This window comes from Luteibacter mycovicinus, assembly GCF_000745235.1.
Lineage (GTDB): Bacteria > Pseudomonadota > Gammaproteobacteria > Xanthomonadales > Rhodanobacteraceae > Luteibacter > Luteibacter mycovicinus.
This window is the reverse complement of sequence record NZ_JQNL01000001.1, coordinates 2,095,741-2,113,893: the sequence shown is the minus strand read 5'-3', so window position 1 is coordinate 2,113,893 and position 18,153 is coordinate 2,095,741. Positions and strand designations below refer to the sequence as shown.

The window sequence follows — 18,153 nt, the reverse complement described above, 5'->3', positions numbered from 1 at the left end:
CATGTCCGACAGTCACCATGCCTTGCCCGTCCTGATCGTTGACGACCACCCGGACATCCGGTTGTCCCTGCGCCTGCTGATGCGAGCCGAAGGCATTCCCTCGGTGGAGGCGGAATCGCCCGCTGGCGCCTGCGACGTCGTCAACCGGACGGCCGTGGCCTGCGCGATCCTGGATCTGAACTACGGTGCCGACACCACCTCGGGCACGGAGGGGCTCGACCTGGTGGCACGCCTGCGTCATGAATGCCCGGACCTGCCGCTCATCGTGATGACGGCGTGGGGCAGCATCGACCTGGCCGTGCGTGCGATGCGCATAGGCGCCGCGGACTTCGTCGAAAAACCCTGGAACAACGCGCGCATGGTGCACACCGTGCGTGCGCAGATCGCCCTGCGGACGATGCGTGAGGAGAACCTTCGCCTGCGCACGGAAACCGCGCTCGCACGCCGGTCGGCCGACGCGACGCGGATCTGCGAATCGACGTCGATGCGGCGGGTGGTGGACCTCGCGCATCGTATCGCCGCCAGCGACGCCAGCGTGCTGGTGATGGGCGAAAATGGCAGCGGCAAGTCGTTGCTGGCGCGGGAAATCCACGCCATGTCACCCCGTGCCGACCAACCACTGATCCGCGTCGACATGGCCAGTCTGTCGGACATGCGTTTTTCGGAGGAGATGTTCGGGGACGACGAGCCGTCGCCCCGACCCGGGCGTTTCGAACTGGCGCACGGCGGCAGTCTGATCATGGAGGAGGTCGGCAACATGACGCTGCAGCAGCAGGCGAAGCTGCTTCGCGTACTCGACGAAGGAGAGTTCGAGCGAAGCGGTTCGATGCGCACACGGCGCGCGGATGTGCGGGTGATCTCGACGAGCCATACCGACTTCGACGCCGCGGTAAGGGACGGCCGGTTCCGTCGCGACCTGCTGTACCGCCTGAACGCGATGCAGATAAGACTCCCCGCCCTGCGCGATCGCGGGGAGGATATCGTCCCGCTCGCCCGCCATTTCCTCCTGCGCGAATGTGCCCGTCTGCGACGCGGCGCGATGAACCTCAAGCCATCCGCCGAGCGCGCCCTGCGTGCCTACGGATGGCCGGGCAACGTGCGCGAACTCGAGCATGTCATCGAGCGCGCCGTCCTGCTCGCCCCGCGTGACGACATCGATGCGGAGACGCTGGCGCTTCTTCCCGCGTCGGGCGCACCGCTGGTGCTTGATCGACTCACCTTGCCAGAAGCGGAGGAGATGCTTATCCGGCAAGCCCTTGAACGCAACGACAACAACCTGCAGAGAGCCGCCGACGCGCTGGGCATTTCGCGGCAGTCCTTGTACCGTCGCATCGACAAGCATCGTGCCAAGGGCGGATTCGACCAGGTCAACTGACAGGGATGGACATGGCGATGCTGTTCGCGCTCGGAATGGGCCTCGGTGCGGCCGCCATCGCGTGCTTCGCGTGGCGCATGCTGGCGGCCTGGCGCACGCTGGGAAGTCTTCTCGCCGCACTGCGAGAGGGCGATTATGGCGTGCGCGGCAGCCTGCCTTCGCGGCATCACCCGCTCAGAGGCATGATCGCGGACATCAACGCCGTCTCGGACACCCTGCGCGAAGGGCGGCGAAAACGCACCGAAAGCCTGCGCTTCCTGGGCAAGACGCTCACCGCCCTGCAGGACCCGATCTTCGTTGTCGACCGCGAGCAGCGCCTGGTCATGATTAATCCTGCCGCGCGTGAGCTGATCGGCGCGGCTCACGACAGCGTCATCGGGCGCGACGCCGATGCCATGGGCCTGATGCCGGTGGTCGTCGCGTCGGACAACGCGATTCTCTCATGGGAGTTTCCAGCCCGAACCGGGCGCTGGATCGTCCGCCGCGCTGTCTGGTACAGCGAAGGCTACGAGAACACGATGGTGATGCTGCACGATGTAAGTGCAGCACTCGGGGACGAGGAGCGCAACGCGTGGCAGCGACTGATTCGCGTGCTCAGCCACGAGCTCAACAATTCGCTCGCACCGATCGGTTCGCTGGCGGGCAGCCTGTCGGCCCTGCTTGATCAGCACGGTGGGGACGCCGTCGAGCACGACTTGCGTGAAGGCCTGGAGGTGATCGAGCGGCGTTCGGACTCGCTGGCACGTTTCCTGGCGGGCTACGGGCGCCTTGCTCGTTTGCCACCCCTGCGCGCCCAGGCGTTCCGGCTCGACCTTTCCTTGCGTCGGCTCGCGCGTCTGGAAGACCGGATGCAGATCGGCGTCGAAGGTTCGGCCGAGGTCGTGGTCAACGGTGACGAGGCCCAGCTCGACCAGGCCTTCATCAACCTGCTGCGCAACGCGGTGGAGTCGGCGCTGGCGTCGGGCGGCGGCGTCCGTGTGAACTGGATGGTGGCAGGTGCGCAGGTTCGCGTGACGATCGAGGACGAAGGCGGTGGCCTGCCCGAACGATCCTCACTGTTCGTGCCTTTTTTCACCACCAAGCCAACCGGCTCGGGTATCGGCCTGAGCCTTACCCGGCTGATCGTCGAAGCGCACGCGGGAAGCGTCGACCTGCGTAACCGGTCCGACGGTCCGGGTGCGGCGGCGATCGTGGTGCTCCCTCTCGGCACCTGACCCTGAACCTGACGTTGTCCGTTTCCGGACGCGCTGTCCGATTCCGGACAGGCGGCTTGACCGGTTTCGAACGGGACGGCCATTTATCTGCCCACCGCGCGAAAAAAAGTCGAGCCGGCACGTCTCTCCCGCTGTTTTCGATCGCGCTGCCCTCCTAGATTGGCTTACGCGCTTCTCCATGGGGGGGAGGCAGCACGTCGATATCGCCAGGAGAATCACATGGACCACGTCCTCCGCTTGCAGATGCTCGAAGCCGATCCGCTGACCGCGGGAGAAGCCGATACGCCCACCAGCTCATGCAGCAACGGCGCCTGCTCGTTCGCCAACGTCGACGGTATCGACGGCCAGTAACTCCTGCCGTGATCCGGCTGGGGCGAAGGCATGCGGTGCGACGTCCGGGTCGCACCGCATGCCGGTTTTTCAGCGTGCCATTCCAAGGACAGTCATGCCCGCCGAACGACGGACCGAACTGCTGTACTACACCGCGGTGGACCGCGAATTCTTCGAAACGCATGGCAGTCGCGTCATCGACGAGCGGGATTTCGTCGAGCCGGTGCGCCGGATCGTTCCGGCCAGCTGGCGCATGCACCGCTCTGGGGTCTGGATGCATTGCCTGCCGCCGGATACGCCGTTGCCGGCACAGGGCTGGAAGATTCACGTCTCATCGGTGACGCCGACCGCGCCGATCGTGCTCTCGATCGTGGCGGCGACGCTCAGCTCGCTGGGCGTCGCGTTCAAATTCGCCGCCGACGCGCGCATGCATGCCGCGATGAATGGCAAACGGTGGCCGCGCGGAGGCTCCGGAAAGTTCATCACGATCTACCCGGCAGATCCGAAAGCCTTCCGCTACGTCATGGAAGAGTTGCAGGCCGTTCTGACCGGTTATGAGGGACCCCACATTCTCAGCGACCGGCGCCTTCCGGGATCGCGCATCCTGCATTATCGTTTCGGTGGCATTCGTGGCGAATACGAGGTGTCGGCAGGTGGGCAGCGCGAATATTTCCTGCGCAACCCGTCAGGCGAGAAGGAACCGGATATACGCGCCGCATACGTGCACCTGCCGCCGTGGGTCCGCGACCCGTTTCCGCAGGATACCGATGCCGGCGATTCATCGGTACTGCGCCTGGACGGCGGACGCTATGAGGTTCGCGGCGCGCTTACGTTTTCCTCGGCCGGGGGCATCTATCTGGCGTTGAATCGCGACTCGGGACGCCACGTCGTCATCAAGGAGGCCCGTCCCCACATCGGCGGCACGCAGTCGGCCACCACTCTGCTGCTCAAGGAGTACCGCCTGCTGGGCAAGCTCGCTCCACTTGGCGTCACGCCGTCGCCCGTCGCCTACTTCACCGAATGGGAGCACCAGTATCTGGTCGAGGAGTATATCGACGGGCAGACCCTGCGCCGGTGGCTCGCCGAGCGCTACCCGTGGCTGAAGACACGAGCGACGCAAGCCCACGTCGCGAGCTTCCTGCGTGAGCTGTGCGACGTGTTCCAGCGTATAGCGGACGCGCTGGAGGCCATCCATGCGACAGGCGTCACGCTGGGCGATTTCTCGTTCCACAACATCATGATCGCGACGGACGGGCGTGTGCGCATCATCGACCTCGAAGCGGCCGTCGATCGTGGGCTCGACCGCCCCTCGGGTCTGTGCACGCCGGGGTTCGCTTCGCGATCGCCACAGCGTGACGATCACGCCAGCGCGTGCGCGGAGGATCGCTACGCTTTCGGCGCCAACCTTTTCGCCGCCATGCTTCCGGTCAACGCGATGCTGCCGCTCGATCCCCACGCCGCCATGCGCATCACGCATCGCCTGTGCGAAGACATGGGGTATCCCGCGCTCGTCGCCACGACGATCGCCGCGCTCATGGACAGCGAGCCGACGAAGCGCCCGTCGCCTGTCGCCGCGATGAAAAACCTGCGCGGTGCGCTCACGCATCTCGCCGACGACCGGCTTCTGGTCCCGCATCTGCGGCGCACCGTGGCGCCCGTCGCGAACGCCGCGGGCGATCTGTTCCGTTACATCGATACATTGTCGGCAGGCGCGCGGCCCGATCGCTACGTGCCGGCGGACCCGCAGGTCTTCGAGCGCCATCCCTGGGGCGTCGCGTACGGCGCGGCAGGCATCGTGCACGCCCGCCAGCGCGGAGGCCGGCCCGCCCCCGACAGCTTGATGGAGTACCTGCTGGCGGGCGTGCACGAGGGACGACATCGGGGATGCGACCTCATGCACGGTGACGCGGGCATCGCATGGGTCCTGCTCGATGCGGGCAGGGAAGACCTCGCGCTGTCGCTGCTGGGCGCGTCGACACTCGACGGGCCCATTCGCGAACGCTACGGGCTGTATGACGGGATCGCAGGCTGGGGCCTGGCGCGAATCGCGGTCTGGCGACGTACGCAGGATGACGCCATGCTGGCGGCGGCGATCGCGGCGGGTGACGCGCTGCTGGCGGCAGGGCCGTGCGTGCACGGCAAGCGGGGCTGGCACCGCGGCGAAGCCATGCAAGCGGTGGGGCTGGGCTACGGTGCCGCGGGCATCGCGTTGTTCCTGCTGCACCTGTTCATGGCGACGGACGAGTCCCGCTTCTTCGACGCGGCGCGCGAAGGGCTCGCCTTCGACCTCGATCACTACGGATTCAATGCCGACGGGGATCGCACATGGCGTCGCGCCGTGGAGGGCGGCGCCCTGGTGCCTTACCTGCGCCATGGCACGGCCGGCGTCCTTGCCGTCGTGGCCCGCTTCCTTGCGGCGACCGGCGATAGCCGTTACCGGGACATCCTGCTGACCTGCGAAGCGGACCTGATGCGTAGCCACGCCATCTCACCGGGACTGTGCGATGGTCTCGCCGGGATCGGTGAGACCTTGCTCGATCTGGCCGCGGTGTTGCCCGAGCGTGCCGCGCACTATCTGACGCAGGCCCATCGCGTCGCCGGCGGCATCGAACTGTTCCTGGTCCGGCGGCCTGAAGGGCTCGCCGTTCCCGGGACGGAACTGCTTCGTTTCACCTGCGATCTGGCGACCGGTAACGCGGGTGTCGCCGCATTCTTCGACAGGCTCTGGAACGGAGGTCCGGCATCGTTCATGCTCGACGAGCATCTGACGATGGCGCAGCATCGCCGCGGGGCTGCCACGGCCTAGAGCCGGAACTTCGCCTCCATCATGTACGTGCGCGAGGGGTAAGGGTAGTAGACGTAATAGCGCCGGTCGGTGAGGTTATCCACGCCGACACCGAGGTTCACGTGCTCACTCGCCTGCCACTGCACCTTGGCGTCGAAGGTAAGAAACGCGCTGGCTCCGCCGAAGGTGTCGGGGTCGATGTCGCTGTGGTCGAGCGTGTTGTACTGCCGTCCGGAATAGCGACCGGCCAGCGTCAGTGCCACCGTTTCGCTCGCATGCCAGGTGGCGATCAGGTTCGCTCGCCATCTGGGGATGCGATAGAACTGTTTGCCCTCCGACGAGGGGTTACGATGGTTCCGAACCGTGGTCGCCTGCGTATACGCCGCGTTCGCCGTGAGATCGAGCGCATCCCAGACCACGCCACGTCCGTCATAGCTTGCCTCGGCACCGCGCGTGCGTACGAGGTCGATGTTCTGCACGCTGGTGACATTCGGAAAAACGGTCGTGTCGGTCTGGCTCAGGAGCGTGTCGCGCGTATCGCTGCGGAACACCGTGAGCCGCGCGACGCCATGGGCCTGGTACCACTCGGCCGACAGTTCGCGGGAGAGGTCGTTTTCCGGCTTCAGATTCGGATCGTTGTTGATGATCGCGATACCGTTGAACGTTCCCTGGAAAAGCTCGTTCACGGTGGGGAAGCGCCAGGCGCGTGCTCCGGACAGACGCAGCAACAGGTTGTCGCTCGCGGCATAGGTCAATGACAGCTTGGGAGAGGTGTGCGACTCCTTGCGCTCCGGGTACCCGATGGTCGCGCTGGCGGTGGAACGCGTGCCACCGAACGCGCGCCACTGCTCGTAGCGCGCACCGGCGGTGAGGCGCCAGCGCTCGTCGAGTTGCCAGGCGTCCTGTACATAAAGCGCCTGTGTCTGCGTGCTGCCGCCGTTGGCTGCGGTGAGTGCGCCAGCGCCGCCGGTACGCCATGCGGAGAGCAGGTCCGTGACGTTATCGAGGCGGTAACCGTCGAAGTGGTAGCCGAAGCTCACGGTGTGCGAGTTGGCGTCCGGCGAGTCCGGGGTATGGCTGACCCGCAGGTCGAAAGTCCGCCAGCGGCTGCCGTCGCCTGCGGTCAACAGGCCGCTGCCGTTGTAGGTCACGGCGTCGGCCACACGGTCGCGGTTGCGGTCCATGTCGAAGTACGACGCGTTGCCTTCGATATTCCACCCGCTGTCCCGGTGCGTGCCGAGCGAAACGCCGTAGAGATAGTTGCGGCTCTGCCGCGTGCTGGGGGCGAAGAAACTGGCCGGTAGCGTGTACTGGCGGCCGTCGATGCTCACCGGGCCGGACCAGACCGGCTGGCCGTTGGCGTCACGCAGGTACGTCGCCGTGCGATGGGAGAGATCCTGGTTCCAGTAGCCCGCGGTGACGCCGCCGGTCAGCTCCGGGGTGAAGTCGTAGGTCAGGCGCACATGGGCCTCGTCCTGGCTGGTCGCTTCCTGGCCTTCGCTGTTGATGCCGAGGACCTCACGCGGAAGCCCCGTGGCGCCCGTGTCACCGATGGCTCCCGTCACCGGGTTCGTCGTCCCGGCGCGGGTGGCGCGGTTCTGCACGGCGTAGACCAGCGGCTGCCCGTTGGATTGCAGATGCGCGACGCCGATCAGGAACGCGAACCTGCCCGAACGATCGCCGAGGGTCGCGCTCTGCCGGCTGCCGCCGTAGTTGCGGTCCGTGCCATAGGTATCGACATGCTGGGTGAAGGCCTGGACGTCGCCGGTCACCTCGAGTTTGTTGGGCATGCGCGTGGTCATCAGCACCGTGGCGCCGATGGCGTTGCCCGGGTACAGCGCGGAATACGCGCCATAAAGGACTTCGACACGGTCGAGGTTCTCCGGAAACGCCATCGACCAGCGTGGCGGATTCGACCAGCTGTTGCCCAGCAGGTTCGACAGCAGCAAGCCGTCCAGATAGACGAGGCCGCGCGCGCTCTGCTGGTTGCTGGTGCCGCGCACGGAGAACGTGGCGTTTTCGTCGCCGACGAATCGCTTGCGGATACCGAAGGACGGCAGGTACTTCAGCGCGTCTTCCGCGTTGATCACGTTGAGGCGGTCGAGCCTGGCGGCGTCGACGGTCTCGACCGCCGAAGGCATGTCGGGATCGACACGCGTCCCCTTGCTGACGGCGGAAACGCGCACTTCGCGAAGGTTGGTGGTCTGGGGGGCGTCAGGTGTCTCGGCCGCATGGGCGGCAAGCGTGGAGGCACCGATGGCGCAGGCGACAGCGCGCGCGAGCGCGCGTCCATCGAGAGGAAGCAGGGTCATGGCGATAGTCCGTGGGTCGTTGGCGTACGGCGGGATCGGAAACGATCAGGCGTGCGCGGCGACCGGCGGACCTCGCGTGGGAGCGTGATGGCGGACCAGCGACGGCGCGGCACGCCGGGCCGGCAGCGTCGCATCGACGTAGCCGGCCAGCGGAAGCCACCGGGCGACGAAGAAGCCGCCGCCGAGGGCAGGCGTCTGTGCGAACAGGGCGCAGTAGCCGCAGGCGTCGTCGGCGTCCTGAGCGCCGCCCATGTCGTGACCGTGGCCCGGCATACCGTGGTGCGCCGTGACAGCTTCCCGGTCGCACCAGGCGCCGAGATCGGGGAAGGCGAACGCGGGCAGCGCCCTGGACACGGTGGGCGCAAGCACGGTGAGCCAGACGGCGACTGTCGCCATCCATCCCAGCCAACGCATGTGTCCCTGTGTTCGACGCAACGCGGCGTCCCCTCGATCAACCCTGGATGTGGGTCCAGGGATGATGCCACGTCCGGGCGTGAAGGCGCTGCGGCGCGGTGTCGCTGAGGTATGTCGGCCAGGAGGCGCCCTCACGTTTTCCTGTCGTGCGCTGGGTCATCGTGCGCCACCCCCACGAGGACGCCGCCATGCCCGATCGCCGTTACGACTCCGCCTCCCCCGTCCGCGAGGGTTCGCCGTTTCCGCGCGGAGCGACCTGGGATGGAAAAGGCACCAACTTCGCCCTGTTCACCGCCCATGGCACGCGGGTCGAGGTCTGCTTCTACGACGAAGCGGGTAACGAAACGGGCCGCATCGACCTGCCCGAGTACACCGATGAGGTCTGGCACGGTTACGTGCCGGGCGTCGGTCCGGGTCAGCTTTACGGCTACCGCGTCCACGGCCCTTACGAGCCGGAGAACGGGCACCGCTTCAACCCGAACAAGCTGCTCCTCGATCCCTATGCCCGGCACATCGTCGGTGAGCTGATCTGGGCCGACGAACTCTACGGATACACCGTCGGCCACGCCGACGGCGACCTCAGTTTCGATGAGCGCGACAGCGCGCCGTTCATGCCCAAGGCGATGGTCGTCGATCCGACGTACAAGTGGATCGAACACGGCAAGCCGCACATCCCCTGGAACCGTACCGTCATCCAGGAAACGCACGTGCGTGGCTACACCATGCAGCACCCGTCGGTGCCGGAAGACAAGCGCGGCACGTTCGCCGGCCTGGCGACGGAAGAAGTGATCGACTACGTGCGCGATCTGGGCGTCACGTCGATCGAGTTGCTGCCCGTGCATGCCTACCTCGACGACCAGCACCTGCTGGAACAGGGCCTGCGCAACTACTGGGGTTACAACACCATCGGCTTCTTCGCGCTGAAGACGCGCTACATGTCGAGCGGCGACCCCCGCGAATTCAAGGACATGGTGGCGGCGTATCACCGCGCCGGTCTCGAGGTCATCCTCGATGTGGTCTACAACCACACGGCCGAAGGCAACGAAATGGGCCCGACGCTCTCGTTCAAGGGCATCGATAACGCCAGCTACTACCGACTGGCCGAAGACAAGCGTTATTACATCAATGACACGGGCACCGGTAACACGGTCAACCTGAGTCACGCCCGCGTGCTGCAGATGGTTACCGACTCACTGCGCTACTGGGCCACGGACATGAACGTGGACGGTTTCCGTTTCGATCTCGCCACCATCCTCGGTCGCGAGCCGTACGGCTTCGACGAAAACGGCGGTTTCCTCGACGCCTGCACGCAGGACCCCGTGCTCAACCAGACCAAGCTGATTGCTGAGCCGTGGGATTGCGGTCCCGGCGGCTATCAGGTGGGTGAATTCCCGCCCGGCTGGGTGGAGTGGAACGACAAGTTCCGTGACACGGTGCGCGCGTTCTGGATAGGCGAGGAAGGCAAGTTGCCGGAGTTCGCACGGCGTTTCACGGGTTCCGCCGATCTGTTCGACAAGCGTGGACGTCGCCCGTACGCGTCGCTGAACTTCATCACCGCGCACGACGGGTTCACCCTGCGCGACCTGCTGAGCTACAACGGCAAGCACAACGATGCCAACGGCGAAGACAATCGCGACGGCTCGGACAACAACCATTCGTTCAATCACGGCGCCGAAGGCCCGACGGACGACATGGGCATCCGCGCCATGCGGCAGCGCCAGTCGCGCAACCTGCTGGCCACCCTGCTCCTGGCGCAGGGGACGCCGATGCTGCTCTCCGGCGACGAGCGCGGCAACACGCAGAACGGCAACAACAACGTCTACGGTCAGGACAACGAGCTGAGCTGGATCGACTGGAATGACGATCCGACCGAGGGCAGCCTGGCCCAGTCGGTGCGTGAGTTGCTCGCCTTGCGCGAGCGTTATCCGATCCTTCGTCGCGGTCGTTTTCTCAACGGACGTTACGACGAGGAATCGGGCATCCGCGACATCGTCTGGCTCAACCCCGGCGGTGGCGAGATGCAGCCTGAGCATTGGGACGATCCGCGTGCGCGTTCCATCGGCATCCTGCTCGACGGGCGCAGCCAGGCCTCCGGCGTGCGCGAGCATGCGGCGGATCAGACGGTGCTGATCCTGATCAACGCCTTCGATGGCGGGGTGGAGTTCGCGTTGCCCGAGGGTGCCTGGAGCGTGGCGTTCTCGAGCGATCTGGATCTCGCGGTGGATACCGTGGCCGAAGGCGGCAAGATGATTGCGCCACCGCGCAGCTTCGTGGTGCTGGCGGCGGGCTGAGGCGCATCGGCAGCGGGGATGGCCCGACCGGGAGGCGGTGACCGTGAAGGTCCCGCTCCCCGGTTCGCGGCAGCCGGCGCATTTGACCCCCCGCCATATACCTTCCTATATTGCCCAACCTCTCCTTGCCGGACTGACGCCATGCGCCTCCGCCCTCTCGTCGCGCTGTGCCTTGTCCTCGGTCCAGGCCTTGCTTCCGCGGCCGATCTCGTCGTCTCGGCGGCCTCCAGCCTCACCGACGCCTTCCAGTCCGTCGGCAAGGCCTATGAGGCGAAACACCCCGGTACCCACGTTGTCCTCAACTTCGCCGCCTCCGACGTGCTGCTGCGCCAGATCGCCAGTGGCGCCCCGGCGGACGTGTTCGCCTCGGCCGACCAGGCCGCGATGGACAAGGCGGTCGAAGCGAAAGCCATCGACGTGTCGACGCGGCAGGACTTCGCGACCAACCGTCTGGTTCTCATCGTGCCCAGGGACGCCTCGGTCAGGGTGTCCTCGCCGGCCGATCTGAAAGCCGCCGCGGTGAAACGCGTGGCCTACGGCGATCCGGCGTCGGTGCCGGTGGGTCGTTATACGAAGGCCGCACTGGAGCGGCAGGGCCTCTGGGACACCATCTCCGCCAAAGGCGTGCTGGCGCAGAACGTGCGCCAGAGCCTCGACTATGTCGCCCGCGGCGAGGTCGACGCCGGTTTCGTTTTCGCTACCGATGCCGCGATCGCGAAAGGCAAGGTCACCGTCGCCGCCACCGTGCCGACTCCGAAGCCGATCAGCTATCCGATCGCCGTGGTCGCGGCCTCGAAGCAGGTGGCCGAGGCGAAGTCGTTCGAAGCCTTCGTGCAATCCGCCGAAGGACGCGGAATTCTCGCCCGCTTCGGCTTCGAAGCACCCTGAGCCGGCGTGGGCGACGTCTGGGTTCCGCTCGCGCTGTCGCTCAAGGTCGCCTTGTGGGCGACCGCGATCAACCTCGTGCTCGGCGTCGCGGTGGCTTTCGGCTTGTCGCGCTGGCGCTCCCCTGCGCGTGAGCTCGTCGATTCGATCCTGACCTTGCCGCTGGTGCTGCCGCCGACGGTCCTTGGCTACTACCTGCTGGTCCTGCTCGGTCGCAAGGGCGCCTTCGGCGGCTGGCTCGACCGGCACGGGATCGAACTCGTGTTCACCTGGCAGGGCGCGGTCATCGCCTCGACGCTGGTCGCCTTTCCGCTCGTGCAGAAGGCGGCACGTGCCGCCTTCGAAGCGGTCGATCCCCAGCTGGAAAGTGCCGCGCGCGTCCTGGGTCTGCGCGAGGTCGCGGTGTTCTTTCGTGTGTCGCTGCCACTCGCCGCGCGCGGCATTACCGCGGGTGCGCTGCTCGCCTTCGCCCGCGCACTCGGTGAGTTCGGCGCGACGTTGATGATCGCGGGCAATCTGCCCGGGCGTACGCAGACCCTGTCCGTCGCGATCTATGCGGCCGTGCAGGCCGGCCACGACGATACCGCTGCGATCATGGTCGTCGTGACGTCGGTGACCTGCGTGGTGGCGCTCCTGCTCGCCGGCTGGCTGTCGCCGGATCACACGCGGCGGTCGCGGCCATGAGTGTCGACGTGGCGGTCCGCAAAACGCTGCACGCCGACGACCGCCGCTTCGAGCTGGACGTCGCCTTCGCGTCGGAGCATCGTCGCGTGGTGCTGTATGGACCCTCGGGTGCCGGCAAGAGTCTGACGCTGCGCGCGATGGCCGGACTGATCTCTCCGGACGCAGGGCACGTGCGTGTCGACGGGCGGACACTTCTCGACACGCAGGCGCGGGTGGACGTTCCCTCGCGCGAACGCGGCGTAGCGTATCTGTTTCAGGATTACGCGCTGTTTCCTCACCTGACGGTCGCGCAGAACGTCGGTTTCGGACTGTCGCGTGGCTGGTTCAACCCGGCGCGGCGTCGCCATGGCGAACGGGTCGGTCGGTGGCTCGAGACGTTCGAACTCACGGCGGTCGCGGATAGCTACCCGTCACGCATTTCCGGCGGGCAGCGCCAGCGCGTCGCACTGGCGCGCGCACTGGTTTCCGAGCCGCGCCTGCTCCTGCTCGACGAGCCGTTCGCCGCGCTGGACCCCGCGTTGCGCGGCCGCATGCGTGGCGAGCTGCTGGCGCTGCAAACCCGTCTCGATCTGCAACTGCTGGTGATCACCCACGATGCGGCCGATGTCGACGCGCTGGATGGCCATACCATCCAAATCCGCGACGGCAAGGTCAGTCGGTGACCCCGACAATCACCGACGAGGCATCGAAGATCGCCAGCACGGCTGTGCCCTCCGCCAGTTCCATTCCCTCAGCGCTCTCCTTCGTCACGATCGCCGCGATCGTCCCGCCGCCGTCCAGCGCGATCGTCACTTCCGTATTCACCGCACCGGGAAAGACCTCCGTCACCCGCCCCGGCAGCTGATTGGCCGCGGACAGACGCCCGGCGCCCGGCATGCCCACCATGACCCAGTTCGCCTTCACCAGCGCCACGACGGGCCGTCCAGGCGAGAGCGCGAGACTGGCGGTGCTCTCACGGGTGACGGTGGCGACGACGGTCGTCCCCCCGGCCAGCGCGATATCGATACGGTCGTTGACCGCTCCTTCGGTGACGGCGCTGACCGTGCCGGCCAGCTGGTTGCGTGCACTCGTGCGCATCGTGAAACGTCTCAGCAGATGAATGTCGTCGGTAGCATCCTCGCCGAGCGACGCCAGCCGCTCCACGAATCGCTTGTGCTCGGTCTCGATGCCACGGAACGAGGCGACCAGGCGTTCGGCCCTCGCCGTCAACCGCGCCCCGCCGCCGCCCTTGCCGCCCGTGGAACGGACCACGAGATCCTCGCCCGCCAGGTTGTTCATGGCGGCGATGGCATCCCACGCGCCCTTGTAGCTCATGCCCACCGCCTTCGCCGCCGCCGTGATGGAACCGGTCTGTCCCACCTGGGCGAGGAGCTCGATGCGGTCGGGGCCGCCCCAGCGGCGGGTGCCGTCGGTCAGCCAGAGAGAGCCGTCGTAATGAAGCATGGGTCCACCGCAGAGGAATCGGTCCCCCAGTCTAGCCCCCGCGCCGCTCGCCGTCGTGGGATGATGCCCGCCTTTCTCGGGCGAGGCCCGACGGTCAGAGTGACGCGGTGACGGACAAACACGCCCAGCCAACCCTGAAAGCTTTCGCGAGCCGTGCGACGAAATACCTGCTGGCGGCGGCCTTCGTGGGCGTGGCGATCTTTCTGCTGCATCGCTATATCGCGCGCATGTCCTGGCAGGACATCCGTGCGGCCATCGACCGCATTCCGCGCTGGCATGTCCTCGCGTCCATCGGCGCCACGCTGGTCAGCTGGTCCTGCCTCACGGCCTACGATGTCTTCGCCGTGGAGACCGTCGTGCCAGGCAAGGTCTCGATGCGCATGAAGATCTTCTCCGGTGCGACCACGCACGCGATCTGCAACGCGCTGGGTTTTCATGCGATTACGGGTACCGCGCTGCGTTACCGCATGTTGTCGACACGCGGGGTGAGTGCCCCCGATGTGGCCCGCGTGGTCGGGCTGGTCGGCTTCGCGGTGGCGCTCGGTTTCGCCTCGGTCACGGCGATCGCGTTGCTGCTCGAACCGTCGATCGCGCATGGGTGGGGGCGCTGGCCCGGCGTCGCTCTGGTGATCCTGTTCGTCCTGCTCCTGCGCTGGCTGGCCGGCAAGCACGATGAACTGCGGATCTGGAAGTTCTCCACGCCGGTGCCTTCGGCGCGTTCGGCGGCCGCACAGGTCGCGATCGGCACCGTGGAAATGATCGGCGCGATCGCCGCCATGTATTTCCTGTTGCCTGCGGACGTCGCCGGCAGCTTTCTCGATTTCGCGCCGATCTACGTCGGCGCTATCCTCGCCGGCATCATCAGCAATACCCCCGGTGGCATTGGCGCGTTCGAAGCGCTGACCCTCGCGGCGTTCCCGCAGGAACAGCGCGCGCAGGTCCTCGCCGCGCTGCTCGCCTATCGTGTCATCTACGGCCTCGGACCCTTCGCCATCGCATCGCTGGCGCTGGGCGCGTTCGAAATCCGCCGCCGCACCAGGACATCCCGATGAACACGCATCGCCCAACGAACCTGCCATGGCGGGAGCCAGCCCTGCTGGCGAAAGCGTTTTGCCTCGTGCTCACCTTGAGCCTCCTCACGGCATGCGCCACACCTCACGCCCGCCGCACCGACGTGCTCTTCTGGAACCAGTCGCAGCGCGAAGCGAACTTCCGCGCGATGGAAACCCAGTACGCCAGCAACGTCGTCCGTCACGGCGTCGCGCACCCGTTGCCCACCGGCACGCCGCTGACGCCGCATTTCGCCGATGCCACCACGCTCGACAGCTACATGGCCGAGCACCGCGTGGCTGGCGTCATGGTGCTTCAGCACGGCAAGGTTCGCCTCGAACGCTACGGCCTCGGCGCCACGCCATCGACACGATGGACTTCCTTCTCGGTCGCCAAGTCGTTCACGTCCACCCTTGTCGGCGCCGCGCTGCGTGACGGCTCGATCCACAGCCTCGACGACAAGGTCACGCGCTACATCCCCGAACTCGCCGCGGGTGCCTACCGAGACGTCACCGTCCGCCAGTTGCTGACGATGACCTCCGGCGTCCGCTGGAACGAGGACTATGTCGATCCGACATCGGATGTCGCGCAGATGTATGAGGGGGCGCGTCAGCCCGGCGTGCCGCTGCTCGTATCGTACATGTCGAAGCTGCCGCGCGAATTCGCGCCGGGCGAACGCTGGGTCTACAAGACCGGCGAGACCGATCTGATCGGCATTCTCGTCGAGCGCGCCACCGGCACGTCGCTGGCGGCGTATCTCTCGGAGAAGGTCTGGAAGCCCTACGGCATGGCCGCCGATGCGATCTGGCTCAAGGACGGGGTCGATGGCACCGAAGCCGGAGGTTCCGGCGTGTCGGCCACGCTGGGCGACTATGCGCGTCTCGGCCAGTTCCTGCTCGATGGCGGCGTGTCCAACGGCAAACCAGTGCTCGCCGACGGCTGGCTTGCCGATGCCACGCACAAGCATGCCGACATCGGCGTTCCCGGCCGCGGGTATGGCTACCAGTGGTGGACCTACGACAACGGCGATTTCGCCGGCATCGGCATCTTCGGCCAGCTGCTCTACGTCGATCCGGCGCGCGAGCTGGTGATCGTCCAGCTGGCCGCGTGGCCCGTCGCCACCAATGACGCCCAGGCCACGGCCCGTGCGGCGTTCGTCAAAGCCGTCATCGCCGGTGCGGAGGACTGATCGGGCGGGGGAGGGTAAACTGCGACATCCCCATCGATCTGAAAGGCCCATCCCCATGGCCCTCGCCTGGAACGACCTCATCTGCACCCCGGACAAGGACGCGATCGACGCGCTCGCCGAATCCTGGGCCTGGCGCATCGGCGACGGCTATACGCCGCTGTTGTTCACGGCCCTCGGCGACATGTTCTACGAGGCCGACGAAGGCGGCATCTTCTGGCTCAATACGGGCACCGCGGAAGTGGAGCGCGTGGCCGAGAGCGTGCCCGGCTTCAATCAGCTGCTACGCGAAGAGATTGCCGACGACTGGCTTCTGCCGCCGTTGATCGAAGCGCTGCTTGAAGCGGGCAAGACGCGGGCGGAAGGGGAGTGCTACACCTACGTCACGCTGCCGATCTTCGCCGAAGGCGAGTACGCCGTCGAGAATCTGAATCCGGTGCCGGCGATCGAGCATTTCGAACTGACGGGTTCGGTGCTGCAGCAGATGCAGGATCTGCCGGATGGGACGGATGTGAAGATCGATATTACGCATTAAGCGCCGGACGCGGCACCCGGACTGAGCGCTTAGTGGTCTGCGATCATGCGTAGTTCGATATCTCGATCAGGTTGAGGTCCGGATCGCGGATATAGATGGACTGGATCGGGCCGGTGGCGCCCGTCCTTCCCACGGGACCCTGCTCGATGGGTATGTCGGCCTGGTTCAACTCGCTGATGACATCCTTGAGCGGCGTGCCTGAAATGAGACATAGATCGATCGCGCCCGTCGTCGGGGCCGCGGCTTTCGGCTCGAATTCCCTGCCCTTCTGGTGAAGGTTGAATTTCTGCCTGCCGAAGACGAGCGCCTTGCGCCCTTCACCGAAGGTGACGACTTCCAGGCCCAGCACACGCGTGTAGAAGTCCACCGTCGTATCGATGTCGTTGACGGTGAGGACGAGGTGGTCGATCCGGTCGATGTTCATAGCCACGACGATACTCGCCGCAGCACGATGTTTCATCGCCCGAAACCTGAAAATTTCTTCATGAGGAGAAACTATCGATTGCCCTTCCGCGCTGGCGACAGCGTGCGCGAAAACCGCCATGGCAGCTATCGGTCCGGCACAAGGTCGCCGGGAATCAGGCGACCTGGGCGCGATGGGCAGACGTCGCCGGAAGTTCGGTTTCCAGGACCCAGCGCACGCCGTCGGGTTCGAAAAGCAGACGCGAACCACCGCCCTGCCGGCACCCGACACCTCGCTCGATGAAGCGTGTGCCGAAGCCGCGCTCCAGCGGAGTGGACACGGTCGGGCCACCCTGTTCCTTCCATTCCAGCCGGAACCGGCCGCCTGCGGGCTCGGCGCACGACCAGGCGATCGTTACCGTTCCGGTGTCGTTCGACAGGGCACCGTACTTGACCGCATTGGTCAGCAACTCATGCAGCGCCATGGTCAGGCTGACCGCGGTCTCGGCGCTGAGAATCAGCGGCGGCCCTTCCCTGTGAATCCGTGCGCCGCCGCAATCGAAGGGAAGCACCGTGGCCTCGACGACGTCGCTCAGCGGCACCTCTTCCCACGCCGTGGCGATCAGCTGGTCCTGGGCCGCGGCAAGCGCACGCAGACGACCACTGAAACAGGTGACCGCGGCATTCATCGGCCGCCCGTCGCGAAAGGTCTGCTCAGCCATCGCCTGGACGACCGCCAGCGTGTTCTTGAGGCGATGGCTGAGCTCGTTGATCAGCACCCGCTGGCTGCGCTGCGCCACCCGGTGATCGGTGATGTCGGTGCAACTGCCCCAGTAGCCCGCAAACGCGCCGCCCCGCTCGTAAGGCGTGCCGGTTTCGACGATCCATCGATAAACGCCATCGTGCCGGCGCAGCCGGTACTCGAGCGAATAAGGCTCACGTGCGCCGAACGCATGAAAGAACACCGACGAAGACCGGTCGAAGTCTTCCGGATGGATGCCCTCGACCCAGCCTTCGCCTACCTCTTCCGCCATGGATCGGCCTCTGAAGGCCAGCCATGGTTTATTGAACCAGTCGCCCTGGCGATCGGTGCCGGTACGCCAGATCATCACCGGCGCGAAGTCCGCCAGTTCGCGGAACTCCCGTTCGCCCGCGGCAACGGCGCGGTCGATGGGAAGGGTGGCGTGATCGCTCATGGTGTTCACCGTCTCTGTCCGCACGTCGCCCTGCTTCCCCCGGTGCGGATA

Annotated in this window: 16 protein-coding genes; 11 read left to right on the top strand and 5 right to left on the bottom strand. The window is 66.3% G+C overall.

What is annotated here, in order from left to right; all coding sequences use genetic code 11:
* The first annotated feature begins 1 nt into the window (after position 1).
* The 4 genes from FA85_RS09515 (at position 2) to lanKC (ending at position 5,725) form a co-directional block, all read left to right on the top strand.
* Positions 2-1,375: a sigma-54-dependent transcriptional regulator gene (locus FA85_RS09515; protein ID WP_036109302.1), complete on the top strand. Its 1,374-nt coding sequence runs from the start codon at positions 2-4 to the stop codon at positions 1,373-1,375.
* A gap of 11 nt (positions 1,376-1,386) precedes the next feature.
* A complete protein-coding gene (locus FA85_RS09510) occupies positions 1,387-2,589 on the top strand; it encodes a sensor histidine kinase (RefSeq protein ID WP_051943177.1) in 1,203 nt (400 codons plus the stop codon).
* 219 nt (positions 2,590-2,808) lie between these two features.
* Entirely contained in the window at positions 2,809-2,940 is a 132-nt protein-coding gene (locus FA85_RS22535; RefSeq protein WP_255349726.1) for a hypothetical protein, read from the top strand.
* Between the two features lie 94 nt (positions 2,941-3,034).
* Positions 3,035-5,725: a class III lanthionine synthetase LanKC gene (lanKC, locus tag FA85_RS09505; RefSeq protein WP_036109305.1), complete on the top strand. Its 2,691-nt coding sequence runs from the start codon at positions 3,035-3,037 to the stop codon at positions 5,723-5,725.
* Here the strand turns inward: lanKC and FA85_RS09500 are convergent.
* Both FA85_RS09500 and FA85_RS20875 read right to left on the bottom strand, forming a co-directional pair.
* A complete protein-coding gene (locus FA85_RS09500) occupies positions 5,722-8,016 on the bottom strand; it encodes a TonB-dependent receptor (RefSeq protein WP_051943179.1) in 2,295 nt (764 codons plus the stop codon). The two genes, lanKC and FA85_RS09500, sit on opposite strands and share 4 nt — an antisense overlap.
* Before the next feature lie 45 nt (positions 8,017-8,061).
* Entirely contained in the window at positions 8,062-8,430 is a 369-nt protein-coding gene (locus tag FA85_RS20875) for a DUF2946 domain-containing protein (protein ID WP_051974347.1), read from the bottom strand.
* 188 nt (positions 8,431-8,618) lie between these two features.
* Between FA85_RS20875 and glgX the strand changes: the two genes are divergently transcribed.
* From glgX to FA85_RS09475, 4 genes are all read left to right on the top strand, one after another.
* The gene (gene glgX / locus FA85_RS09490) at positions 8,619-10,721 is read left to right on the top strand and encodes a glycogen debranching protein GlgX (RefSeq protein ID WP_036116924.1); all 2,103 of its coding nucleotides are present in this window, start codon (positions 8,619-8,621) and stop codon (positions 10,719-10,721) included.
* 141 nt (positions 10,722-10,862) lie between these two features.
* Positions 10,863-11,609 (top strand): molybdate ABC transporter substrate-binding protein, encoded by a 747-nt coding sequence (gene modA / locus FA85_RS09485; RefSeq protein WP_036109308.1) that lies wholly within the window; start codon positions 10,863-10,865, stop codon positions 11,607-11,609.
* A gap of 6 nt (positions 11,610-11,615) precedes the next feature.
* Positions 11,616-12,290 carry a molybdate ABC transporter permease subunit gene (gene modB / locus FA85_RS09480; protein WP_036109310.1) on the top strand — a complete coding sequence of 225 codons (675 nt, stop codon included), beginning with the start codon at positions 11,616-11,618 and terminating at the stop codon, positions 12,288-12,290.
* On the top strand, positions 12,287-12,952 hold the full coding sequence (locus tag FA85_RS09475) for an ABC transporter ATP-binding protein (RefSeq protein WP_036109312.1): 666 nt from the start codon (positions 12,287-12,289) through the stop codon (positions 12,950-12,952). The genes modB and FA85_RS09475 overlap by 4 nt, the downstream gene beginning before the upstream one ends.
* Here the strand turns inward: FA85_RS09475 and FA85_RS09470 are convergent.
* Complete coding sequence (locus FA85_RS09470; protein ID WP_036109315.1) at positions 12,942-13,733, bottom strand: TOBE domain-containing protein; 792 nt, start codon at positions 13,731-13,733, stop codon at positions 12,942-12,944. The two genes, FA85_RS09475 and FA85_RS09470, sit on opposite strands and share 11 nt — an antisense overlap.
* A 107-nt stretch (positions 13,734-13,840) precedes the next feature.
* Between FA85_RS09470 and FA85_RS09465 the strand changes: the two genes are divergently transcribed.
* Genes FA85_RS09465 through FA85_RS09455 form a run of 3 tightly spaced genes read left to right on the top strand, consistent with a single transcriptional unit; the run spans position 13,841 to position 16,504 of the window.
* Positions 13,841-14,785 (top strand): lysylphosphatidylglycerol synthase transmembrane domain-containing protein, encoded by a 945-nt coding sequence (locus tag FA85_RS09465; RefSeq protein WP_051943183.1) that lies wholly within the window; start codon positions 13,841-13,843, stop codon positions 14,783-14,785.
* Complete coding sequence (locus FA85_RS09460) at positions 14,782-15,972, top strand: serine hydrolase domain-containing protein (protein WP_051943186.1); 1,191 nt, start codon at positions 14,782-14,784, stop codon at positions 15,970-15,972. Before FA85_RS09465 ends, FA85_RS09460 begins: the two co-directional genes overlap by 4 nt.
* A 55-nt stretch (positions 15,973-16,027) precedes the next feature.
* Positions 16,028-16,504 (top strand): T6SS immunity protein Tdi1 domain-containing protein, encoded by a 477-nt coding sequence (locus FA85_RS09455; RefSeq protein WP_036109317.1) that lies wholly within the window; start codon positions 16,028-16,030, stop codon positions 16,502-16,504.
* 43 nt (positions 16,505-16,547) lie between these two features.
* Here FA85_RS09455 and FA85_RS09450 read toward each other — a convergent pair whose 3' ends face one another.
* Entirely contained in the window at positions 16,548-16,928 is a 381-nt protein-coding gene (locus FA85_RS09450; RefSeq protein ID WP_036116929.1) for a VOC family protein, read from the bottom strand.
* A 154-nt stretch (positions 16,929-17,082) separates the two neighbouring features.
* Entirely contained in the window at positions 17,083-18,102 is a 1,020-nt protein-coding gene (locus FA85_RS09445) for a sensor histidine kinase (RefSeq protein WP_197056513.1), read from the bottom strand.
* Positions 18,103-18,153 lie beyond the last annotated feature (51 nt).